Genomic DNA, 23,622 nt, shown 5'->3' with positions numbered 1-23,622 from the left:
TGGATCCATAAAACGGGCTATTTTAGCTGAAATCGGCGGGTTAAGAAACCACCCAATGGCCAGTGACAGGGCTGCTTAGTCCATCAACAGGGAGCTGACCGATTCCTCACGGTGGATGCGGTGCATGGTCTCGGCCAGCATGGCGGCGATGCTGAGCTGGCGTATGCGCGGGCAGGCGGCCGCGACGGGCCGCAGTGGAATGGTATCGGTTACTACCAGCTCATCCAGCTCTGAATTCATGATGTTGTCCACCGCCGGGCCCGACAGCACCGGGTGGGTGGAATAGGCCACGACCTTGGCGGCGCCATGCTCCTTGAGTGCGCGCGCGGCCTGGCACAGGGTACCGGCGGTATCGACCAGATCGTCCACCAGGATGCAGGTCCGGCCTTCCACGTCGCCGATCACGTTCATCACCTTGGCCTCGTTGTGGCGCGGCCGGCGCTTGTCGATGATGGCCAGCTCGGCATCGTCGAGGTGTTTGGCCACAGCGCGGGCGCGCACCACGCCGCCGACGTCGGGCGAGACCACGATCAGCTTGGGGTATTTGTGCTTCCAGACATCCCCCAGCAGGATCGGCGAGGCATAGACGTTATCGACCGGAATGTCGAAAAAGCCCTGAATCTGGTCGGCGTGCAGATCCACGGTGACCAAGCGGTCGGCACCGACGCTCTCGATCATGTTGGCGACTACCTTGGCGGTAATCGGTACCCGCGCCGAGCGGGCGCGTCGATCCTGGCGTGAATAGCCTAGGTAGGGGATGACTGGGGTGACGCGGAAGGCGGAGGCGCGGCGTATGGCATCGACCATTACCAGCAGTTCCATCAGGTTGTCGTTGGTGGGTGCGCAGGTGGGCTGTACGATGAAAACATCCTTGCCGCGTACGTTTTCCATGATCTCGACCATTACTTCGCCATCGCTGAAACGATCCACCACCGCCCTGCCAAGCGGCATGTTGAGGTAGTTGACGACGCTTTCCGCAAGCGGGAGGTTGGCGTTACCGGAAAACACCATCATTTTACTGTCGGCCATGGATTTCCCCTGATGTTTTGCTTGTGCTTGAATTTGGCTGGGTGCCAGGATTACGCTGCACGTCCTTGTGCCGCGCCCCTTGCGGGGTCAGCAGCGTTGCGCGCTGCTGTTCAAAATTGCCCCAGGCAATTTTGTCGAACCCTCCAGGTTCTCCCCCGGCACTCCTGATCACTTGTGTAATACTATCATTTGGCTGGGGTGCCAGGATTCGAACCTGGGAATGCCGGAATCAAAATCCGGTGCCTTACCACTTGGCGACACCCCAATATAATTTCGCTGCCGCGCGCGGTAAATTCGCGCGGGCGACCCAAGGGGAGAGCTGCGCCACTCCCCTTGGCGAACCCCATTGCTTTGTGCCTGCGGCACGCTGCGGAGTGTATATATTTTACGCACTGGCCAGCGCTGTGTGCAGCGGTGACAGGTTTCTTCCCTGAGCCACAAAGCCTTGCCAGCTGGCCTGTGGTTCGAGCGCGAGGCGCTCCAGTGCGTGCTGCGCTTGTCGCTCCAGCGCGAAGGCGGCGAATACGCTGCTGCCGGTGCCGGTCATGCGTGCGGGCGCGTAGGCCGAGAGGCGGGCCAGCGCATCGGCCACTTCCGGATAACGGCGGCAGACTGTAGCCTCGCAGTCATTGCGATACATCGGCAACTGCTCTGCACGGAAGTCGCGCATTGTGAGCGGGGGGCTCGCGCGTGTCAAATCCGGCAGATTGAATATCTCGGCGGTCGATATCCGGCACGGCGGCGTGACGACCACGTACCACGGTTCGGGCAAGGTCACGGGCACGAGTTTGTCACCGACGCCTTCCGCCCAAGCCGCCACCCCATGTATGAAAACCGGAACATCCGCGCCCAGTTGCAATCCGAGGCTGGCCAATGCCTCCATTGTGAGCCCCGTCTGCCACAGATGATTCAGCGCCACCAGTGTGGCGGCGGCATCCGAACTGCCGCCGCCCAGCCCTCCCCCCAGCGGGATGCGCTTCTCAAGCCGGATATCAACGCCTTGCCGTGTGTTCGTTGCCGCTTGCAGCAGCTGTGCGGCGCGCACGCAGAGGTCGTGTTCTTCGGCTATGTCCGGCAGCACATGTGTGGCGCGGATCACGCCATCGTCGCGCAGGCCGAAGTGCAGATCGTCACCATAGTTCAGAAACTGGAACACGGTTTGAAGATTGTGGTAGCCATCCGGACGGCGCCCGGTGACGTGCAGAAACAGGTTAAGTTTGGCGGGCGCTGGCCAGGCACGCGTCTTCATCAGGCGTGTATTTTACCAGAAATGTGCGCCGCCCGAGTCGCGGGTTTCAGGGGCTAGTGCGGAGCGTCCCACTGTTCGACCACCAGCCGGATATCGAGCCTGGTATCGGGGGTGATACCGCTAGTGGTGAGAAAAATCCTGTCAGGGAGTGCGAGCGGGGCAGCCGTGTAGTGCTTGAACTCAATGTCCCAGCCGGACTGTTGCAGGCGTGTGATTCGGCCTGCGTCATCGAGTGTCAGACGTTCGGCCGCAGCACCCGGATCGGGCAGGCCGCGCACCCAGTAGTGCAAGCCGCTGACCGGCAGCTGCCACCCCAGGTGTTGTGCCAGCAAGGCCTCGGCGCTGGCGGCACTGAATTCACCCTCCGTCGTGCGTAGCACCACAGCGGCTGCACTGCCGTGCAGTTCTGCCGCGCCTTGGCCGAGTGGTCCGTCCAACTGTATCAGGTAACCATCGTCGCGCTGGATCCAGCGTATACGGGCATGCCAGCCGGTCTGCCGTGTGAAGATGGCGAGGCGGCCGTTTACCGCCCAGTGCCGGAGGTCGGTCAACTGCGGTTGGCGTTGTTGCCACAAGGCTTCGGCAGTGCCGGGCAGAGGTGTTGGTACGGGCAGACTGCTGCAGGCGCCAAGTACGCAGGTGAGACCGAGGGTCAGCCAGTATTTCACTGCCATCTATCTGCCGCAGCGCAGCGGCTAGCGGCTGAAGCGCTGCATGGTTTTCAGCAACACCTCATGCTCAGGATTGACCTTGAGGCCTTGCTCCCAGACCTCGAGGGCGCCCTTCTGGTCGCCGGTCACCCACAGCACCTCACCGAGGTGGGCAGCAATTTCCGCGTCGTCGGCCAGCTCCAACGCGGCCTTCAGGTAACGCAATGCTTCCTGGTGGCGACCCAGGCGATAGAGTACCCAGCCCATGCTGTCCATGACGGCTGGATCCTGCGGCCGCAGCTGCAGGGCGCGCTGGATATAGCCCAGCGCCTCCTGGTGGCGGGTGGTGCGGTCAGCCAGGGTGTAACCCAGCCCGTTCAAGGCGGTGGCGTTGTCAGGCTCGCGTTCAAGTATGGCCTGCAGATCCAGCTCCAGCAGGTCAAGTCGATCCATTTTTTCAGCCAGCATCGCGCGCGCATAGAGCAGGTTGCTGTCATTGGGCTGCTCGGTAAGTGCGCGATTGTATAGCAGCAGCGCCTGATCGTACTGTTTATACTCGATCAGTAGATCGCCCTCGGCCAGCGTGATCTGGGTTTGCTGTCGCGGATCCTGCGTCTTGAGGGAATGCAGATAGGCACTGCCCGCAGTGAGGCCACCCTCCCTGGCGGTAAGGCGGGCGATGCGCAGGTGGGCATCGAGCCAGAGTTCGCCCTCGGTAACCGCAGTGTAGTGTTCGATGGCGGTGCGCTGCTGCTTTTTATCTTCCGCAATCTGGCCGAGATAGTAATGGGCTTCGACTTCGCGCTGGCCCAGCTTGAGAGTCTGCTTGAAGTAGCGCTCGGCGTCATCCAGCTGTTTGATCTGCAATGACACCAAGCCCAGGGCCAGCAGTGCATCCGGGTTGTCTGCGGACTGTCGTGCCATCACCGCGAATTGGGCGCGCGCTTCCTTGATGCGCTGGTTGTCGACCAGCAGGCGTGCATAGGCCAGCCGTAGTGGCAAATTATTTGGCGATTGTTTTACTGCCTCGCCGAGAGCAGTGCTGGCTGCCGTTGTGTCGCCCTGTGACTGCAGAATACGTGCGCGCAGCACCAGTGCGCTTGCCCAGCCGGGCCTGTGTTGCAGTGCGGTGCCGGTGGCGATGAGTGCGCTGGCGAGGTCGCCTGCACTGTAGGCGAGGTTGGCGTAGGCAAAATGTGCCTCGGGCACGTTGTCATGGCGTGCAACAAGGCTTTGCATGAGGTGCAGGACGGCGGGCTTGTCCTGCTCGGCGCCCAGCAGTGCGGCAATCTGCATGTAACCGTGCGCAGCGGCACCCATTTCGGGCTCCAGTGCGAACTCTGGCGAGGATGGGGGCACGACGGCAGGTGCGGTGCGTGTCGCCGCGAGCATATTTTCCAGATGCGGCAAGGCCTGCTCGGCGTGTCCGTTGCGGATCAGGAATACCACCAGGCCCTGGCGTGCCTGCTGATTGTCGGGTTCAATATCCGTCCACAGGAGTGCCGCGTTGAGCGCCTTTTCGTTGTCGCGCATAAAGACCGCGATCTGCATGGCGCGCGCAGCAGCACCCTTGTCCCGCGTGTTGTACGCCACCTTTGAATATAGCTCGAAGGCAGTGACATAGTCTCCGCGCTGGCCAGCCAGCTCCGCCAGCAGCAGGTCATACATGACAGCGGTGGCGAAGCTGCTGGGCGCTGGTACTGCCGTGGTCTGGGGATCACCAGCGGCCTGTTTTTGCGGCAGGGCACAGCCGCCAGCAAGCAGGGCGCTGAGCAGAATCAGGCACAGCCGGGGAGCAGGTAGGGCCGCGCTCAGGGGTTCGCGCGCCGCCAGGGAACTCTGCGTCATGTAATGTGCTCCTGCGTACTTAACAATATCAAGGTTGCGGGATACCGGGCCGACGGCTTTCATCATACCTGAGTCTGCCCTGAAGGTGGCCCGGTTTCGATAGGGGATGGCGGGCAAAACTTGTATTCCGCCGCTCCATCCTGCAGAATTTCCACGTTTAGATGACGCGCGCTTGAATCGGGTTTGGTGCCCAGCATGGCTTTATTTTCAATCGGGATCAATCACAAGACCGCACCGGTCGAAATACGCGAACGGGTGGCGTTTGCGCCTGCGCGCCTGCAGCAGGCGCTGCGTGACTTGACGACGCAGCCCGGCGTGCACGAAGCGTCACTCCTGTCTACCTGTAATCGTACCGAGATCTATTGCCACGCCGACAGTCTGGATCAGGGCGCTTCCATCAGCGCCTGGCTGGCAAGCTACCATGCACTGCCGCTGGAGGCGGTGCAGCCCTACCTCTATACCTTCGACGACCAGGCCGCTGTGCGGCACATGCTGCGGGTGGCGAGCGGGCTCGATTCCATGGTGCTGGGCGAGCCGCAGATTCTGGGCCAGATCAAGGCGGCCTACAAGGATGCGCAGGAGGCCGGCACGGTGGGCGCGCTGCTCTCGCGTTTATTTCAGCATACCTTCGCCACCGCCAAGCAGGTACGCACCGATACCGCCATCGGTGCCAGCCCGGTGTCGGTGGCATTTGCCGCCGTGGCGTTGTCGAAACAGATCTTCGCCGACCTTTCCGGTCATACCGCCCTGTTGATCGGCGCGGGTGAGACCATCGAGTTGGTCGCGCGGCATCTGCATGAGAGCGGTATTGGACGCATGATTGTTGCCAATCGCACACTGGATCGCGCCCACGCACTGGCCTCTGAATTCAACGGCTACGCCATTGCGCTGTCCGAGATGCCGGCACATCTGAGTGAGGCCGACATCATCATTTCCTCCACCGCCAGCCAGTTGCCCATCCTCGGCAAGGGCAGCGTGGAAAGCGCGCTCAAGGCGCGCAAGCACCGCCCCATGTTCATGGTCGATATTGCAGTGCCGCGCGATATCGAACCTGAGGTGGCAGATCTGGATGACGTGTACCTGTACACGGTGGATGACTTGCAGGAGGTGATTCAGGAGAGCCTCAAGTCGCGCAAGGCTGCCGCCGCCCAGGCTGAGGAGATCATCGACAGCCAGGTGACGCATTTCATGGGCTGGCTGCAATCACTGTCGGCGGTTTCCACCATTCGCGCCTATCGCAGTGAAGCCGAGCGTACACGCGATGATGAGGTGGCGAATGCACGGCGGTTGCTGGCGCAGGGGCGCGACCCCGAACAGGTACTGTATCTGCTGGGCCGCGCGCTGACCAACAAGCTTACCCATATGCCCTGCAGCCAGATGAGACAGGCCGGGTTTGAGGGCCGTACCGAGTTGCTGCTGGCCGCGCGTGAGCTGTTCAGCCTGAAAGACGACGACAACTCCACTACGTGAAGCCATCCATCCGCGGCAAGCTGGAAAATCTCTCCGAACGCCTGCACGAAATCAATGCCCTGCTCGCAGACCCTGGTGTGATCCGGGATCAGGCACGCTTCCGCGCCTACTCCATGGAGTATGCCGAGTTACGCCCCATTGTGGAATGCTTTCAGCGTTATCAATTCACCCTCGCCAACCATGAGGCCGCGCAACAAATGCTGCGCGAGGATGATGCCGAATTACACGCACTGGCGGAGGACGAAGTAAAGCAGACCGAGCAAAAAAAGCAGGCGCTGGAACTTGAGTTGCAGCGCCTGCTGTTGCCCACCGATCCGCATGACGCAGGCAACATCTTTCTTGAAATACGCGCCGGCACGGGCGGCGACGAGGCTGCGCTGTTCGCGGGGGATCTCGCGCGCATGTATACGCGCTATGCCGAGCTGCGGCGCTGGCAGGTGGAAATCATCAATCGCAGCGAAGGCGAGCACGGTGGTTACAAGGAAGTCGTGCTGCGCGTGGTAGGCCACGGCGCCTTTTCACGCCTCAAATTCGAATCCGGTGGCCATCGCGTGCAGCGTGTGCCGGAAACCGAAACACAGGGGCGCATCCATACCTCGACCTGCACCGTGGCGGTGATGCCGGAGGTGGCGGAAGTGGACGAGATTAAAATTAATCCGGCCGACTTAAAGGTCGACACCTTTCGCGCCAGCGGCGCTGGCGGTCAGCACGTGAACAAGACCGACTCCGCGATCCGTATCACTCACCTGCCAACCAACACCGTGGTCGAGTGCCAGGACGAACGCTCGCAACACAAGAATCGCGCGCGCGCCATGTCGCTGTTGCAGGCGCGCCTGCTTACCGCCGAGCAGACCAAACAGCGCAAGGCCGAGGCCGAGCTGCGACGCGATCTGGTCGGCAGCGGCGAGCGTTCCGATCGTATCCGCACCTACAATTTCCCACAGGGGCGACTCACCGACCATCGCATCAATCTTACCTTGTACCAGCTTGACAGCATCCTGCAGGGCCAGCTCGATGCAGTGATCGATCCGCTCATCAGTGAGTATCAGGCCGACCAGCTGGCGGCGCTGGCCGGCTGATGGCCGCTGCCACGGCAGACAGTGTCTGCAGCGTGGGGTACGCACTCGGCAGTGCACGTCAGCAGCTGAGTCATAATCCTGCTGCCGCAGGTGAGGCGGAATTTCTGCTCGCACACGTGATGGGCCAGCCGCGCAGCTTTGTGCGCGCCCACGCGGAGGATGTACTGGCACCAGCCCTGCAACAAACGTATGCCGCTTTAATCGAGCGCCGGGTGCAGGGTGAACCGGTGGCTTATCTCACTGGCTGTTGTGGTTTCTGGTCGTTCGATCTTATGGTAACGCCTGCGGTGCTCATCCCGCGACCGGAAACTGAGTTACTGGTGGAGCAAGCGCTGGCCCGGATACCGGAGGATGCCAGCTGGCAGATTGCCGATCTCGGTACCGGCTCGGGTGCGATAGCGCTCGCCATTGCGCATGAGCGCCCGCGCTGCCGGATCATCGCCACGGATGTTTCTGTGGCGGCGCTGGAGGTGGCGCGTGCCAACGCCGTGCGTCTGAACATCCGCAATGTCGACTTTCGTCTGGGTGGCTGGTTTGATGCATTGCAAGGCGAGCGCTTCGACATGATCGTATCCAATCCGCCCTATGTGCAGGATGACGATCCACATCTGCCTGCCCTGCGTTTCGAGCCGACGCTGGCGTTGACGGCGGGTGTGGACGGGTTGCGGTGCCTGCGTGATATTGCGACACGGGCGCGTGGGCATTTCACCCCGGACGGCTGGCTGTTACTGGAGCATGGCTACGATCAGGGTGTAGTGCTTGCGTGTCTGCTCGACGATCTTGGCTATGCCAGTATTCAGGACTATCCGGATCTGGCGAACATTCCGCGCCTGACGGTGGCGCAGTGGGTAGCTCCACATGCATGAAGAACAACTGCAACGCTACAGCCGCCAGATACTGTTGCCGCAGATTGATATCGACGGCCAGCAAAAACTGCTGGCCTCGCGGGTGCTGGTCATCGGTCTCGGCGGTCTGGGGTCGCCGCTTGCCATGTATCTGGCCGCCGCCGGCATAGGGCAGTTGGTGCTTGCAGACGACGACACTGTCGATTTGTCCAACCTGCAACGCCAGATCATGCATCGCACGGCGGACATCGGCCGGGCCAAGACCGACTCTGCCCGTACCGCGATTGCGGCTCTCAATCCTGAGATAAAAGTCACTACCCGTGCTTACCGTTTAGCGGGCGATGCGCTTGCACGCGAAGTCACAGAGGCCGATGTGGTGGTCGATGCCAGCGACAACTTTGCCACCCGCTTCGCACTCAATACCGCCTGCGTGCAGGCTCGTAAACCTCTGGTGTCGGGTGCCGCCATTCGCATGGAGGGGCAGGTCGCGGTATTCGACCTGCGGTGTGCCGACAGCCCCTGTTACCGCTGCCTGTATCGGGATGAGCCCGGTCCCGCTGAGGGTTGTGTGCAACGGGGTGTGCTGGCGCCACTGCCGGGTATCATCGGCAGCGTGCAGGCGGTGGAGGTGATCAAGCTGTTGCTGGGTATCGGCACCACTCTCCAGGGGCGTTTGTTGTTGCTTGATGCCCTGACGCTGGAGTGGCGCAGCGTCATATTGCGCAAGGATCCCTGCTGCCCGGTCTGTGCTGCGACCAGCTAGTCTTTATAATTCATAGACTTGGGTATTTCACCCCAAGGCCGGACAGGCAGGGGGTAAACGCGGTAAAATAGACCGCTTCTACCCTGATTCGGCGACCCCTCATGAGCAGCACACTCGACACGGCGCAGCGCACCTTGCTGGCCCCCGGCGGCATGGATCAGCGCAGCATCAGCCGCGTGCTGGACCAGCTCATGCAGCCCGGGGTGGACAGTGCCGAGCTCTATTTTCAGTTGAGCCGCTCCGAGTCCTGGGTGCTGGAAGACGGCATCGTCAAGGACGGCAGCCACAACATCGAGCAGGGTGTGGGGGTGCGTGCGGTAAGTGGTGAAAAGACCGGCTTCGCCTACTCCGATGAAATCGTGTTGCCCGCGCTGACCCAGGCGGCGCATGCCGCCCGCGCCATTGCCCGCAGTGGCCAGCAAAAAAGCCTGCGGGCCTGGGGCAATAGCGTCGGTCATGCACTGTACCTGCCGCTCGACCCGGTGGTTACCCTGTCCGAAGCCGAAAAAATACAACTGCTGGAGTCACTGGATAAGGAGGCGCGACGTCAGGATGCGCGCGTGCAACAGGTGATCGTCAGCCTCGCGGCGGAACACGATGTGGTGCTGGTGGCGGACAGTGAAGGTACATGGGCTGCCGACGTGCGACCACTGGTGCGGCTCAACGTGAGCGTCATCGTGGAGCAGGACGGGCGGCGTGAGCAAGGCAGCGCAGGCGGCGGCGGGCGTGTCGGCTATCCTTATTTTCTCGAGCAGGAACGCGGTCTCGGCTATGCTCGCGAGGCGGTGCGGCAGGCGCTGGTGAATCTTGACGCCGTGGCCGCACCGGCGGGTACGATGCAGGTGGTGCTGGGGCCGGGCTGGCCGGGAATTTTGTTGCACGAGGCCATCGGCCACGGCCTGGAAGGCGACTTCAACCGCAAGGGCAGTTCGGCCTTTGCCGGCCGCGTCGGTGAGCGCGTGGCCTCCGAGCAATGCACGGTGGTGGACGACGGCACGCTCGCTGATCGACGCGGCTCGCTCAATGTCGACGACGAAGGCACGCCGACCCAGTGCACGGTGCTGATCGAAAACGGCATTCTCAAGGGTTACATCCAGGACAAACTCAATGCGCGCCTGATGGGCGTGGCGCCCACTGGCAACGGGCGGCGCGAGTCGTACGCGCATCTGCCCATGCCGCGCATGACCAATACCTACATGCGTGCGGGCAAATACGCGCCGGAAGAAATCATCGCCTCGGTGGAAAAAGGTTTGTACGCCGTCAACTTCGGCGGCGGACAGGTGGATATCACCTCCGGCAAGTTTGTGTTTTCGGCCAGCGAGGCGTATCTGATCGAGAATGGAAAAATCACCCGGCCGGTGAAGGGCGCAACCTTGATCGGCAACGGCCCGGACGTACTCACCCGGGTCTCGATGGTAGGCAGCGATTTGGAACTGGATACCGGCGTCGGTACCTGCGGCAAGGAAGGCCAGAGCGTGCCGGTGGGCGTGGGTCAACCGACGCTGCGCATCGACAGTCTGACGGTAGGTGGCACCGGGTAAGACGCGCCCGGCCATACGGCTGCTCAGGCCAGCAGCATTTCCAGCAACGCCTTCTGCGCGTGCAGGCGGTTTTCCGCCTCATCCCACACCACGCTCTGCGGCCCGTCGATAACCTCGGCGGCTACTTCCTCGCCGCGGTGTGCGGGCAGGCAGTGCATGAACAAGGCATCCGGTTTGGCGAGTGCCATCAGGCTGGCATTGACCTGATAGCGGGCGAAGTCGCGCAGCCGCGTGGCTTGCTCCTGCTCCTGTCCCATGCTGGTCCAGACATCGGTCACGACCAGATCGGCACCGCGCACGGCGTCTTCCGGATCGTGTAGCAACGTGGTGCAATCTCCGGCAGCCTTGAGCAACGTGCCGTCGGGGTCGTAGCCGGGCGGGGTGGCGATGCGCAGTGAAAACCCGAACAGTTGCGCGGCCTTGATATACGAGTTGCACATGTTGTTGCCGTCGCCTACCCACGCCACGGTTTTGCCTTGAACGGCGCCCCGGTGTTCAATCCAGGTCTGCAAGTCGGCGAGCAGCTGGCACGGGTGATACTGGTCGGTGAGCGCGTTGATTACCGGCACGGTGGAGTAGGCGGCGAAGCGCTCCAGTTTTTCGTGCTCGAAGGTGCGCACTACGATGATGTCCGCCATGCCTGACAGTACCCGCGCGGTATCTTCCACCGGCTCGCCGCGTCCAAGCTGGGTGTCGCGCGGCGAGAGGAAGATGGCGCCGCCGCCGCACTGGATCATCGCGCTCTCGAAGGAGACGCGGGTGCGGGTGGAGGATTTCTCGAACAGCATGGCAAGCACTTTGTGCTTGAACAGTTCGTGACGCAGCCCCTCGCGCAACATGGTCTTGAGTTCAATCGCGCGCGTCAGCAGCCGCGCCAGTTCGTCCGGCGTGAAATCGCTCAGGGTGAGAAAGTGGCGTGGTGTCATGGTGTCAGGCCTGGGCAAAGGCATTGATCAGCGCACCTACGCGCTGCACGATCTGGTCGGCCTCGTCGTCGCTGAGAATGAGCGGCGGCAACAAACGGATCACGCGTTCGGCGGTGACGTTAAGCAACAGGCCTTGGGCGAGCGCCTGCTTCACCAAATCCGTGCACGGCATGTCGAGCTCAATGCCGAGCATGAGGCCGTGGCTGCGTATGTCCACGATATGCGGGTTACCTGCAAGCAGGTGTGCGAGCGCATGGTGCATGTGTTTGCCGAGCGTCGCTGCGCGGGCAGCGAGATTCTCGTCTTGCATTACTTTAATGACAGCGAGCGCAGCGGCACAGACCAGCGGGTTGCCACCGAAGGTAGTCGCATGGCTGCCGGGCTGAAACAGATCGGCCGCCGCACCCTGTGCCAGGCAGGCGCCGATGGGCACGCCATTGCCGAGTGCCTTGGCCAGTGTCATCACGTCCGGCACTACGCCGCTGTGCTGAAACGCAAACCATTTTCCGGTGCGGCACATCCCGGTTTGCACCTCGTCCAGCATCATGAGCCAGCCGTGTTGGTCGCAGAGTGTGCGCAGGCCGGCGAGGTAATTGTCGTTCGGGATGTTAATACCGCCTTCGCCCTGCACCGGCTCCACCAGCACAGCGACGATGTTCGGGTTTTTGCCGGCAACGGCGGCGATGGCCGCGAGGTCGTTGAACGGCACGCGCACAAAACCCTGCACCGGTGGCTCGAAACCCTGTTTGATTTTTGCGTTGCCGGTGGCGGCCAGTGTGGTCAGGGTGCGGCCATGAAAGCTGCCTTCAGTCACGATGATCGTCGGCAGATCAATGTTTTTGCGATGACCATGCAGGCGCGCGAGCTTGATCGCGGCCTCGTTGGCCTCTGCGCCCGAGTTGCAGAAAAATGCCTTATCCATGCCCGACACGCGTGCCAGCACCGCACCCAACGCCTCCTGTTGCGCGATGCGGAATACATTGGTGACATGCAGCAGTTTGCCTGCCTGTTCACACAATGCCTGCGTGACCGCCGGATGTGCATGTCCCAGATTGCATACAGCCAGTCCGGAAAAGGCGTCGAGATATTTGCGCCCCTCGCTGTCCCACAGCCACGCACCCGCGCCACGTTCAAACGTGACCGGCAGACGACTATGTGTATTCATCAAGTGCGGGGTCATATCGTTACGCTCACCAAAAACAAAAAGGCAGCCCCACCTGCGTGGGGCCGCCGTAACAAGCAAGATTCTAACGCCTCAAGGGCGTGAGTGGAAGCTATTTTTGTGGCGTTGGGGCTCAGCCAAACAGCGCGCCGCCATGTGCCGAGGCGGCCATGAACAGCAGCATGGGAATCGACAGCGCAGTATTGGTGCGGGAGGCGAGAAATGCCACACGGCGCGCCTTGGCCTTTTCCGCATCGGTTGCAGGCTTCAGGCCCAGTATCTTTTTCTGGTTGGGCCAGATCACGCCCCAAACAAACAGCAGCATGATGGTGCCAAGCCAGGCGCCGATGCCGATGATTGCGTCACTGCCCTGCAGGGTGAAGGCGGACACAAAGCGCGGGCCGAGCAGGGCCGCACCGGCGAGCCAGGTAACCAGCGCTGCCCAGCGAAACCACAGCAGCGCGCGCGGGGCCACATATTTGCTGATGCCGGCAGCCCCCGGGCCGCCTTGGTCAGCATTGGCGGCGGCAACGGCAGAGGCCTGTACGAAATTGAAGTAATACAGCAGGCCGATCCAGGTAATACCCGTCAGGAAATGTATCCAACGTGCGATGAGCGGTACCCATTCATTTTCCATAATTTCATTCCTCTTGTTGGTAGGCGCTGCAGTGAATGTTATATAAGGGCCTTGGCGACGGCTACCAGAACAAGTGTCAGTACCAAGCCTGTTATAATCGTACCGAGAATCGAGTCGAGTGGATTTTTCATGCGTTCTTCCCATCCTCTTAGTGTGTGTTGGCGTGAAGGTGCGGCTCGACGACAGCCGTACTCAAGAGTAATGCAGGCCTTGTTTCAATGCAACCATATAGCCCCTGACTGTGTGCGGCATTAGCGGCGAATTGCGTTTTGACGGCGCGCCGTCCATGCAGGCGACGCTTGCGCGCATGACAGGGCAGCTGGCGCGGCGCGGCCCCGACGATGACGGATTTTATTTCGATGGTCCGCTGGGTTTTGGTCATCGGCGGCTCGCCATTATTGATCTCACAGAGCGCTCACACCAGCCCATGGTGGACAAGGCGTTGCAGCTCGCCATCGTATTCAACGGCACGATTTATAACTACAAACAACTGCGCGCGGAATTGCAGGCGCAAGGCCACAGGTTTTTTTCCGAGGGCGATACCGAGGTCATCCTCAAGGCCTACGCGGAGTGGGGCGAGCGTTGCGTAGATCGCCTGCACGGCATGTTTGCTTTTGCTGTGTGGAACAGCGCCCAGCAAACGCTGTTTCTGGCGCGTGACCGTCTGGGTATCAAGCCACTGTATTTTTCGCGCACCGGCAAGCAGTTTCGCTTTGCCTCCACGCCGCAGGCGCTGTTGGCGGCGGGCGAGGTGGATATCCGTATTGACCCTGTTGCGCTGCACCACCAACTCACGCTGCACGCGGTAGTACCTGCGCCGCACACGATACTGCAAGGCGTGCGCAAGCTCGCGCCTGCGACCACCCTGACCGTAGCCGCACAGGGTGGCGATACGGTGCGCCGTTACTGGCAGCTCAACGCACAACGCCCGGCGCAGACAAAATCTGAACAAGAATGGATTGAGGCGGTGCACCAGAGCCTGCGCGCGGCGGTGGAGAAGCGCCGACTGGTGGCCGATGTGCCGGTCGGTGTATTGCTTTCCGGCGGGCTCGACTCCAGCCTGATTGTCGCACTGCTGGCCGAGGCCGGGCAGAAAAACCTGCTTACTTTCTCTGTCGGGTTTGAAGATGTGGCTGAAGAAAAAGGCAGCGAGTTTGAATACTCCGATCCGGTAGCGGCGCGCTATGGCACACAGCACCAGCGGTTTCTGGTGCCGAACAGCGAAGTGTTGACGAGGTTGCCGGAGTGCGTGCGCAATATGAGTGAGCCGATGGTGGCGCAGGATGCGGTTGCGTTTTATCTGCTGGCCGAGCGCGTCTCGAAACACGTCAAGGTGGTGCAGAGCGGGCAGGGCGCGGACGAGGTGTTCGGCGGCTATTTCTGGTATACGCGCATGCAGCAGGAAATCGGAACTGATCTGGAGCGCTTCCGCAAACACTATTTTGATCGCAGCCATGACGAATTTCTGGAAACCGTGCAGCCTGATTATCACGCCGCGGATCATACGTCACGGCTGGTCGAAACGTTGCTGGCGGAGCCGGGGGCGGATACCTTCATGGATCGCGTGTTGCGCATGGACGTGACCACGCTGATCGTGGACGACCCGGTGAAGCGCGTGGACAACATGACCATGGCCTGGGGGCTGGAGGCGCGGGTGCCGTTTCTCGACCACGAACTGGTGGAGCTGGCAGCGGGCATGCCACCGGAACTGAAACTCAAAAGCGGCGGCAAACATCCGTTGAAGACCATCGCACGCGGCCTGTTGCCCGACGCCGTGATTGACCGGCCCAAGGGCTACTTTCCCATGCCCGCGCTGAAATACGTGCGCGGCGAATTTCTGGATTTCATGCGCGAGGTGTTGAACTCCAACGCCTGCCGCCAGCGCGGGCTGCTTCAGCGCGCCTATGTGGAAAAACTGTTGGCCGCACCGGAAAGTCACATGACGCCGTTGCAAGGCAGCAAGCTGTGGCATCTGGCGTTGCTCGAGTATTGGTTGCAGGTGAATGTTGATGCGACTCTCTTGTAGCGCTGTCGCTCTTGCCACTGTGCTGAAATAGCGGTAAGGTGACGCCCCCATGAAGCTGAAATTCTTCCGCAGTAATACCCGTCTGAACAGGCCAATCAGCCTGTTGCTGGTGTTGCTGCTGCTGTCCGCCGCATTGCATGTCAGCCAGCACGACCTGACGGAAGACAGCGGCGGGTCATTCAGCCACAGCGACTGTCAACTCAGTCATGTGCCCGGTATGCAACTCTGTGTTCCACCCGCGCCGGTGCCCTTGCTGGCGCTGGTCTTCATTCTTGCGTTTGCTACAAGCACACGCTATCTCGAAAGCGTATTGCGCCACCGGCGCATTCGCGGCCCACCCTTAGCCTCCTGATCTTTCTACGCTAGTGCATGCCCCGGCCCGCCTTGCGTGTTGGGGCGAACTGTATTGTTCATGATCAGGAGTGACATATGTCTTCTATATTTGCACGCCGCGTGCGGGTGTTGGCCGCCTGCATGCTGGTCTATTCAAGTGCCTTGCCGGCCAGCGAGACCGATGCAGTGCAGCAGCGCCTGCAGCAACTCGAGCAGGAAATAAAGGCGTTACGGGCGACCCTCAGCGCCATGGAAAACGCGGCGCAACAGACTGCGACGACAGCCCCGGCTCAGCACGCCACAGCAGCGCCCAGCCACACGCCGATTCAGGTCGGGTTAAGCAGTTTGTTCACGGCAGGGGGTTCGAGTGTGGACAACGCGGCGTTGGAAGGTCTGCAGGCGGGGGCGCATGATCCCAATCGCAACGGCTTCACGGTGCAAAACGTGGAACTGACGCTGAGTGGCACGGTAGACCCCTACTTCGACGCCCAGGCCAGCATCATCCTGCAGATTGATTCCGCGGGTGAGACCAAGGTCGAGCTGGAGGAAGCTTTCTTTACTACCCGTGGCCTGCCTGCGGGATTGCAGGTCAAGGGCGGTCAGTACTTCACCGAGTTTGGCCGCCACAATGCGCAGCATCCGCATAGCTGGGCCTTCGTGGATCAGCCGTTGATACTGTCGCGGCTGTTCGGCGGCGACGGCCTGCGCAGCCAGGGCGCACGCGTTTCCTGGCTCACACCGCTGCCGTGGTATTCGGAGCTGTATGTCGGCGCACAAAACCCCAACGGTGAAACGGCCACCAGCTTCTTGTACGAAGAGAACGAGGAAATCGGCGGCCACACCCTGCTGGACCGGTCGGCGCGCGACGCCGGTGATCTGCTGTATTCGGCGCGCTGGCTGAATGGTCTGGACCTGTCCGACACGGTGTCCATGAACCTGGGCCTCTCCGGGCTGCGGGGGCCGAATGCCAGCGGCCTCGGTACCGACACAACGATTTACGGCGCCGACTTGTATCTGAAATGGCAACCCGCGCAAAGCCAGCGCGGCTTCCCCTTTGTGGCTTGGCATAGCGAGTTGTTGAACCGGCGCTACCAGACCGACGCAGAAACGCTCAAGGACTGGGGCGGATTCACCCAGGCCCTGTGGGGCTTCACGCCTGGCTGGGTGGCGGGCCTGCGCCTGGAGTATGCCGAGGGCAGCGGCGGGGCGGTGGGGTATGACATCAGCGCCGATGCCTTGCGTGACAACCGCACGCGCCTGTCACCCAATCTGACCTGGTACCCCACCGAGTACAGCAAGCTGCGCCTGCAGTACAACCGCGACTGGGCCGAGCACCTGGCAGAGAAGGATGCTCATGCGCTGTGGTTGCAGATGGAGTTCAGCCTCGGCGCGCACGCCGCGCACACTTTTTAGGAGTGTAGCCATGCAATCGATTTATAAAATTGCTTTGGCTGTTGGCCTTCTGCTGTTGCCGCTGCTCTCGCAGGCCGCTCTCAAAGTGGTGGCTACCACGCAGGATCTGGCGGCCATTGCACAGGCCGTGGGCGGGAACCGGGTGGAGGCGATCAGCCTCACACCCGGCACGCGTGACCCGCACTACGCCGAGGCTAGACCCGGCATGATCCGCCAGGTCTATCAGGCCGATTTGCTGTTGCTGGTCGGCGCGGATCTGGAAATCGGCTGGCTGCCGCCGCTGTTGCAGGCGGCGCGCAACGCGCGTGTTTTGCCGGGCGGTGCGGGTTATCTTGATCTTTCCACCACCGTGCCGTTACTGGGCGTGCCCGCAGGGCCGGTGACGCGCGCCATGGGCGACGTGCATGCCCAGGGCAATCCTCACTACTGGCTGAAGCCGGCCAATGGCCTGCGCATGGCGCAGGCCATTGCCGCAAGGCTGAGCGCACTGGATGGCGCGCATGCGGCGGAATATCAAATCAACCTGAACCGCTTCGAGCAGGACTTGCAGGCCAGAATGGCGGCGTGGCAAGCGGCGCTGGCGCCGCTCAAGGACAAGCCGGTGATCGCCTATCACAGCTCGTTCTTGTATCTTGCCGATGCCTTTGGCCTGAATATAGTCGATCAGGTGGAGCCCGTGCCCGGTATCGCGCCGGGCGCGGCCCACCTGCAAAAGCTGGTGGCGCGCATCAAGGCGGACCAGATAGGGTTATTGATTATGGAATCTTATTACGAACGGCGCTCGGCCACCTACCTCGCCGAACAGACCGGCATCAAGATCGCCGTGTTGCCGCAGTCGGTCGGGAGCGCGCCGGAGGTTGCGACCTACTTCGACCTGTTCGACGGCATCGTCGCCGCCTTGCAAAAGTCCGGCGCTCTCTGATGGAAGGCTGGATGATCTTGCTGCCGGCACTCGCCCTGAGCGTGCTGATGATCATCACGCACACCTATCTGGGGCTGCACGTGCTGGCGCGCGGCGTCATCTTTGTGGACCTGGCCCTGGCTCAGGTAGCGGCGCTGGGCGCGAGCCTGGCGTTCCTGCTCGGCCACGACGCCCACGGCAGCGCGGCCCTGGCGTATGCCTTCGGCGCCGCGCTGCTCGCCGCCGTGGGTTGCGCCTGTCTGCGCAAGATAGCGGATATCACCACGCGCGAAGCCACCATCGGCTGCGTGTATGTGGTGGCCAGTGCTTTATCCATACTGATTTTGAGCCGCTCCAGCGTGGGCATGGAAGAACTGAAAACCCTGCTCAACGGCAACATCCTGTGGGTGCGCTGGCAGGAAGTCGGCGTGATTGCCGTCGTCTATACCTTATTAGTGGCGGCGCAGATACTGTTGCGCAAACGCAGTGCAGTGCTGGGGTTCGGCAAGCAGACTACCTTCGGGCGCGAGCTGCTGTTCTTCATGTCCTTCGCCGTGGTCATCACGCTCGCGGTGCAGATCGCCGGCGTGCTGCTGGTGTTCGCCCTGCTTATCATTCCCGCCTTCAGCGCCACGCTGCTGGCCGCGACACCGGCACTGCGGCTGATGCTGGGATACCTGCTGGGTCTGACAGGCAGCGTCGCGGGCCTGTGGCTCTCCTATGCGGCAGATTTGCCCACCGGCACCACGATGGTGGCGGTGCTGGGCCTGCTGCCGCTGGCGGCGCTCGCGTTGCGTCCACTGGCAGATATGGTCAAGAGGCGGCGAGCAGGTAGCGTACCGGAGTAATGCCCTCACCGTTGGCGTTATCTGGTTATTGCCACGGAACCAAAACAGGCGTTTAATCAAAGTCTACACTGGGGCAGCGATGGAAAATCTGAGCAACTCGAAATCAATCGAATCTGGGGTACCCCAACGTGACCCTTTTTATCCGCGATTGTCTCGACTCTCGTTTGGATTGTGTAATTGTTGACAGACCCTGGCGGATTCCCTGGTTCGCAGCGCGCCGTATGATAGCTATCAACTATCATTAACGTTCTAAATATCAATTGGATTTTTCTCTTTGGCCCCTCTACTCTGCATGCTGAGAGGGTTGCATGACTCTTCACGCAGCGATTGCAAATCTATTTTCAATGTAAGAACGGAGGAACACATGTCAACCGAAACGAAATGCCCATTCCATCACACCGCCGGCACTGGAAAGTCGAACCATGACTGGTGGCCGAACCAACTCAACCTGAAAATCCTGCACCAGCACTCGTCTCTGTCCGATCCCATGGACAAGGGCTTCAACTACGCCGAAGCGTTCAAGAGCCTCGATCTCGCGGCGGTGAAGAAGGATATCCTGGCGCTGATGACCGACTCGCAGGACTGGTGGCCGGCTGACTTCGGGCACTATGGGCCATTATTCATTCGCATGGCGTGGCACAGTGCGGGCACGTACCGCATGGGCGACGGTCGCGGCGGCGCCGGCACCGGCCAGCAGCGCTTCGCGCCGCTCAACAGCTGGCCCGACAACGTTAACCTCGACAAGGCACGCAGGCTGCTGTGGCCGATCAAGCAGAAGTATGGCCGGAAAATCTCCTGGGCCGACCTCATGATTCTCACCGGCAACGTCGCGCTGGAATCGATGGGATTCAAGACCTTCGGTTTCGGCGGCGGGCGTAAGGACATCTGGGAGCCGGAAGAAGACACCTACTGGGGCGCCGAGACCACCTGGCTGGGCGCTGACAAACGCTACTCCGGCGAGCGGGATCTCGAAAATCCGCTCGCTGCCGTGCAGATGGGCTTGATTTACGTGAACCCGGAAGGCCCGAACGGCAACCCGGATCCGCTCGCCGCGGCCAGGGATATCCGCGAGACCTTCGTGCGCATGGCGATGAACGACGAGGAGACCGTGGCGCTGATTGCGGGCGGTCACACCTTCGGCAAAACCCATGGTGCCGGCGATGCGTCACTGGTGGGCCCTGCGCCTGAAGCCGCCGGCATCGAGGAACAGGGCCTGGGCTGGAAGAGCCGCTTCGGCACAGGCAAGGGCGCCGACACGATCAGCAGCGGCCTGGAAGTCACCTGGACCAGCACGCCGACGAAATGGAGCAACAACTTCTTCTGGAACCTGTTCGGTTACGAATGGGAACTGACCAAGAGCCCGGCGGGTGCCCATCAGTGGACACCGAAGCATGGCGCCGGCGCCGGCAGCATTCCGGACGCCCACGACCCGTCCAAGCGTCACGCGCCGACCATGTTGACCACTGATCTCTCCCTGCGCTTCGACCCGGTCTATGAGAAGATTTCGCGGCGCTTCTACGAGCACCCGGACGAGTTCGCCGACGCCTTCGCCCGCGCCTGGTTCAAACTGACGCACCGCGACATGGGGCCGCGTGCGCGTTACCTCGGCCCGGAAGTACCGAAGGAAGAGCTCATCTGGCAAGACCCCATCCCCGCAGTCGATCACACGCTGATCGATGCGCAGGACATTGCCTCCCTCAAGGGCAAGCTCCTGGCGTCGGGCCTGTCGGTCTCGCAACTGGTGTCGACCGCCTGGGCATCGGCTTCCACCTTCCGTGGCTCCGACAAGCGCGGCGGTGCGAACGGTGCCCGCATCCGTCTGGCACCGCAGAAAGATTGGGAGGCCAACCAGCCGACCGAACTGGCGAAGATCCTGTCCAAGCTGGAAGCCATCCAGAAGGAGTTCAACGGTTCGCAAACCGGCGGCAAGCAGGTCTCGCTGGCCGACCTGATCGTGCTGGGCGGCTGCGCTGCGGTCGAGGCCGCAGCGAAGAAGGCTGGCGTCGAGGTGAAAGTACCCTTCTCACCAGGCCGCATGGACGCCTCGCAGGAGCAAACCGATGTGGACTCCTTCACCGTGCTCGAGCCGAAGGCGGACGGGTTCCGCAACTACGCCAGCAAGGGGCTCGAAGGGGTGGCGGCCGAACTGCTGGTGGATAAGGCGCAACTGCTAACTCTCACGGCTCCCGAGATGACGGTGCTGATAGGCGGCATGCGCGCCCTGAATGCGAACGTCGGCAAGAGCCAGCACGGTGTGTTCACCCAGCGCCCAGAGGCGCTGACCAATGACTTCTTCGTGAACCTGCTCGACATGGGCACGCAGTGGAAGGCGGTCTCGGATGCCAAGGATGTGTTTGAAGGGCGCGATCGTAAAACCGGTAAACTCAAGTGGACGGGCACCGTCGTCGATCTCGTCTTCGGTTCGAGCTCGCAACTGCGGGCCTTGGCAGAAGTCTATGCAAGCGCGGACGCGCAGCAGAAGTTCGTCAACGACTTTGTCGCAGCATGGAGCAAGGTGATGAACCTTGGTCGCTTCGATCTCGCGTGATCTCGGAGAAGGGACATTGATGAAGGACGCGTCACGGCTTATCCATTAACAACGGATCGGGTTTCTATAGGCCCGGTCCGGAGTATGGTTTGGATATTGTGGCTGGACTCAGCATCTGGCGGAGAAGGGTGTTCACGCCTTGTGGTTGCAGATGAAGTTCAGCCTCATGATCAAGATCAAACGAGAGGGCGGATATCCGACGAGACTCGCAGCTGGATTTGAATACCTCCCCCAAGATCGGACTGTCCGACTCGCGACGATTCACTAGTGAAACAAACAGCGGGGATATAGGGCGCGCGTCTTGATATCACGGTTGCCAGTAAGCTAAGACTTCAGCGCATAGCTTGGGTGGAATGCAATGCAACCCGGGATAATCCTTCCCGGATTCCACGTTGTTTCATCCAGGTTACTTGCTGGTATGCGAGGATATCGGCAGGACGCAGAGAAAATGCAGCCTTGATGGGTGCGTAGTGTTTGAGTGTCACTCCCTGGGATAGAGGCTGTCTATGATTATAGTAAACGTTGCCAGAGGAGCGCAGCGGCTTCTTTCATGCGCACGCTAAGCGGACGTTTTTGCCACTCTTCCAGGATGATAGGGTTAGATTGGGCAATATCTTTCTCGAAAGCCGACTCCATTTCGTCAGCAAAATCCCGGCCCAGAACGACAGCATTGATTTCGTCATTGTTCAGAAAACTGCGCCAATCCAGATTGGTTGATCCGATGGTTGACCAGACACCATCAATCGATGCGGTTTTAGCGTGCAGCAAGGCATCACGCCGCTCATAAATTTTCACCCCTGCCTCCAATAGCTCTGAATAATGAGAGCGGCCGGCATGAAACACGGGCCAGAAGTCACTATAGCTCGGGAGTACCATCTTTACATTCACGCCTCGTTTCGCAGCGTCTTTGAGCGCATCAAGCAGTTGCTGGTCAGGAACGAAATAGGCGTTTGTCAGGTTTATTGATGACTCGGCATGGGTGATGGCGGAGACCAGAGTAAGATAAATCAAACTTAACGGGTCATCAGGTGAGGTGGCGACTGCCTGTACTACATCATTACCTTTTTTTGTGAGAGCAGGAAAATAGTTACTTGCGGCGAGCAGTTGGCCTTTTTGTTTTTCCCAGGTTTTCAGAAATTCCTTCTGAAATTCGGCCACCACTGGACCTTCTATTCGGGTATGGGTATCGCGCCAGCCGGTAGAAGTTTTTTCAGCGTCATCCGCTCCGCGTCTCTTGAAGGGGGCGCTTGAGTAGACCTTGCTGATATTGACGCCGCCGGTAAATAACGTAGTTCCATCAATGATGAGGAGTTTGCGGTGATCACGATGCGTTAAAGACCAGGCTTTTTTCGCCTGGAGCGGACTGATCGGATTGAATTCCAGTACGCCGATTCCATGCTCTTTGAGCCTCTCAAAGAAGGCCGCCGGGGTTCCAAGCGAACCGACGCTATCGTAAATCAAACTAACCTGTACCCCTTGCTGCTGTTTCTCGATCAGTGCATCCGCAAAGCGTTGTCCGACCTCATCGTCCTCGATGGTAAAGGTTTCCATGTTGATATGATTCTTCGCGCTTTGAATAGCGCTGAACATGGCGCTGTAGGTGCTCGGCCCATCCTGAAGTAGCCGCACCTGGTTTCCAATTACAAGTGGACTCTCGACAATCGCTTCTGTAAAAGCGAGATGTCGTTGCATGATATCGGGGTTGCCAGCTTGTGCGCTGAGTTTGTCTAGGATAGCTTTGCTTTGCTGCGCCGACAGCGGGCCACGGGCGTTTTCGAGGCGCGGGGCGCTATGCTTGCGCACGGAGGTGTCGAGAAAATCATTTGTGTCAGGCAGTGATGCGCAGGCCGTAAGCAGGCTCAGGCAAATCAACAAGATGCCAGTAACAGGGCGGCTCGAGAGGACCTTCGGAGGGAAGAGGATATTAGCATCACCCTTGAATTGGAGTTTATTGTGCATACACTCGACGCTTGCTAAGTAATGGCCCGCTGTTGCGGGTCATATAATCAATGTGACCTGAGTTGAAGGGCTGGTACCTGCTTGACCAGGTCTTTGCCTTTACCTTGCTATCAGGTGTTGGTTGCCCGCTACTCGTGCCCGGGCTTGTTGTTTGTGGGGTTATCCGGGTGCGGCGACGGAGCCCAGTGCAAATGCCGCGAGCAGGATGCCTGTTGCTGTGACAGTAAGCCTCTAAGTATTAATAGTTCGATACCCTTCCGTTCGTTAACTATGTTGTAACGCTGCTATTTATGTGTCTTCTGTCGAAAGTACTCTGTGCGCTGGCGTACATAAGGCGGAAAATGTAGTGGTACTTGCTCGGTATGAAGCCTCAAAAATGCAGGAGGGCAATGTGA

Annotated in this window: 19 protein-coding genes and 1 tRNA gene; 11 read left to right on the top strand and 9 right to left on the bottom strand. The window is 60.6% G+C overall.

Annotated features, from left to right (window positions below):
• Positions 1 to 75: 75 nt before the first annotated feature.
• The 5 genes from Q8L89_07105 to Q8L89_07085 all read right to left on the bottom strand — a co-directional run bounded on the left by Q8L89_07105 (position 76) and on the right by Q8L89_07085 (position 4,776).
• On the bottom strand, positions 76 to 1,014 hold the full coding sequence (locus Q8L89_07105; protein MDP1708814.1) for a ribose-phosphate diphosphokinase: 939 nt from the start codon (positions 1,012 to 1,014) through the stop codon (positions 76 to 78).
• 205 nt (positions 1,015 to 1,219) lie between these two features.
• Positions 1,220 to 1,294: transfer RNA gene (locus Q8L89_07100), tRNA-Gln, on the bottom strand.
• Between the two features lie 120 nt (positions 1,295 to 1,414).
• Positions 1,415 to 2,278 carry a 4-(cytidine 5'-diphospho)-2-C-methyl-D-erythritol kinase gene (gene ispE / locus Q8L89_07095; GenBank protein ID MDP1708813.1) on the bottom strand — a complete coding sequence of 288 codons (864 nt, stop codon included), beginning with the start codon at positions 2,276 to 2,278 and terminating at the stop codon, positions 1,415 to 1,417.
• A 53-nt stretch (positions 2,279 to 2,331) separates the two neighbouring features.
• Positions 2,332 to 2,952, bottom strand: a complete 621-nt coding sequence (gene lolB, locus Q8L89_07090; GenBank protein ID MDP1708812.1) for a lipoprotein insertase outer membrane protein LolB — start codon at positions 2,950 to 2,952, stop codon at positions 2,332 to 2,334.
• A gap of 21 nt (positions 2,953 to 2,973) precedes the next feature.
• Positions 2,974 to 4,776, bottom strand: a complete 1,803-nt coding sequence (locus Q8L89_07085) for a tetratricopeptide repeat protein (protein ID MDP1708811.1) — start codon at positions 4,774 to 4,776, stop codon at positions 2,974 to 2,976.
• A gap of 195 nt (positions 4,777 to 4,971) precedes the next feature.
• On the opposite strand from Q8L89_07085, the gene hemA reads away from it, so the two are divergent.
• The 5 genes from hemA (at position 4,972) to tldD (ending at position 10,474) form a co-directional block, all read left to right on the top strand.
• The gene (hemA, locus tag Q8L89_07080) at positions 4,972 to 6,246 is read left to right on the top strand and encodes a glutamyl-tRNA reductase (protein ID MDP1708810.1); all 1,275 of its coding nucleotides are present in this window, start codon (positions 4,972 to 4,974) and stop codon (positions 6,244 to 6,246) included.
• Complete coding sequence (prfA, locus tag Q8L89_07075) at positions 6,243 to 7,325, top strand: peptide chain release factor 1 (protein MDP1708809.1); 1,083 nt, start codon at positions 6,243 to 6,245, stop codon at positions 7,323 to 7,325. Before hemA ends, prfA begins: the two co-directional genes overlap by 4 nt.
• Positions 7,325 to 8,191: a peptide chain release factor N(5)-glutamine methyltransferase gene (prmC, locus tag Q8L89_07070; GenBank protein ID MDP1708808.1), complete on the top strand. Its 867-nt coding sequence runs from the start codon at positions 7,325 to 7,327 to the stop codon at positions 8,189 to 8,191. The genes prfA and prmC overlap by 1 nt, the downstream gene beginning before the upstream one ends.
• Positions 8,184 to 8,933 carry a molybdopterin-synthase adenylyltransferase MoeB gene (gene moeB, locus Q8L89_07065; GenBank protein ID MDP1708807.1) on the top strand — a complete coding sequence of 250 codons (750 nt, stop codon included), beginning with the start codon at positions 8,184 to 8,186 and terminating at the stop codon, positions 8,931 to 8,933. Before prmC ends, moeB begins: the two co-directional genes overlap by 8 nt.
• Before the next feature lie 101 nt (positions 8,934 to 9,034).
• Complete coding sequence (tldD, locus tag Q8L89_07060) at positions 9,035 to 10,474, top strand: metalloprotease TldD (protein MDP1708806.1); 1,440 nt, start codon at positions 9,035 to 9,037, stop codon at positions 10,472 to 10,474.
• Between the two features lie 23 nt (positions 10,475 to 10,497).
• On the opposite strand, the gene argF is transcribed toward tldD, so the two are convergent.
• The 3 genes from argF to Q8L89_07045 form a co-directional block, all read right to left on the bottom strand.
• Positions 10,498 to 11,400: an ornithine carbamoyltransferase gene (argF, locus tag Q8L89_07055; GenBank protein MDP1708805.1), complete on the bottom strand. Its 903-nt coding sequence runs from the start codon at positions 11,398 to 11,400 to the stop codon at positions 10,498 to 10,500.
• Positions 11,401 to 11,404: 4 nt separating this feature from the next.
• Entirely contained in the window at positions 11,405 to 12,580 is a 1,176-nt protein-coding gene (locus Q8L89_07050; protein ID MDP1708804.1) for an aspartate aminotransferase family protein, read from the bottom strand.
• A 115-nt stretch (positions 12,581 to 12,695) separates the two neighbouring features.
• Positions 12,696 to 13,199 carry a urate hydroxylase PuuD gene (locus Q8L89_07045; protein ID MDP1708803.1) on the bottom strand — a complete coding sequence of 168 codons (504 nt, stop codon included), beginning with the start codon at positions 13,197 to 13,199 and terminating at the stop codon, positions 12,696 to 12,698.
• Between the two features lie 241 nt (positions 13,200 to 13,440).
• On the opposite strand from Q8L89_07045, the gene Q8L89_07040 reads away from it, so the two are divergent.
• The 6 genes from Q8L89_07040 to katG all read left to right on the top strand — a co-directional run bounded on the left by Q8L89_07040 (position 13,441) and on the right by katG (position 21,268).
• Positions 13,441 to 15,225: an N-acetylglutaminylglutamine amidotransferase gene (locus tag Q8L89_07040; GenBank protein MDP1708802.1), complete on the top strand. Its 1,785-nt coding sequence runs from the start codon at positions 13,441 to 13,443 to the stop codon at positions 15,223 to 15,225.
• Positions 15,226 to 15,274: 49 nt separating this feature from the next.
• The gene (locus Q8L89_07035) at positions 15,275 to 15,577 is read left to right on the top strand and encodes a hypothetical protein (GenBank protein MDP1708801.1); all 303 of its coding nucleotides are present in this window, start codon (positions 15,275 to 15,277) and stop codon (positions 15,575 to 15,577) included.
• Positions 15,578 to 15,654: 77 nt separating this feature from the next.
• On the top strand, positions 15,655 to 16,971 hold the full coding sequence (locus tag Q8L89_07030) for a TonB-dependent receptor (GenBank protein MDP1708800.1): 1,317 nt from the start codon (positions 15,655 to 15,657) through the stop codon (positions 16,969 to 16,971).
• A 10-nt stretch (positions 16,972 to 16,981) separates the two neighbouring features.
• Positions 16,982 to 17,893, top strand: a complete 912-nt coding sequence (locus Q8L89_07025) for a metal ABC transporter substrate-binding protein (GenBank protein MDP1708799.1) — start codon at positions 16,982 to 16,984, stop codon at positions 17,891 to 17,893.
• An 11-nt stretch (positions 17,894 to 17,904) separates the two neighbouring features.
• Entirely contained in the window at positions 17,905 to 18,720 is an 816-nt protein-coding gene (locus tag Q8L89_07020; protein MDP1708798.1) for a metal ABC transporter permease, read from the top strand.
• 364 nt (positions 18,721 to 19,084) lie between these two features.
• A complete protein-coding gene (gene katG, locus Q8L89_07015; protein ID MDP1708797.1) occupies positions 19,085 to 21,268 on the top strand; it encodes a catalase/peroxidase HPI in 2,184 nt (727 codons plus the stop codon).
• A gap of 510 nt (positions 21,269 to 21,778) precedes the next feature.
• On the opposite strand, the gene cls is transcribed toward katG, so the two are convergent.
• Positions 21,779 to 23,227 (bottom strand): cardiolipin synthase, encoded by a 1,449-nt coding sequence (cls, locus tag Q8L89_07010; GenBank protein ID MDP1708796.1) that lies wholly within the window; start codon positions 23,225 to 23,227, stop codon positions 21,779 to 21,781.
• Between the last annotated feature and the right edge of the window lie 395 nt (positions 23,228 to 23,622).

It is taken from the genome of Gammaproteobacteria bacterium (assembly GCA_030680605.1).
GTDB lineage: Bacteria > Pseudomonadota > Gammaproteobacteria > SURF-13 > SURF-13 > JAQBXX01.
Note: the sequence above shows the minus strand (reverse complement) of the source record. Positions and strands in the feature narration are given on the sequence as shown.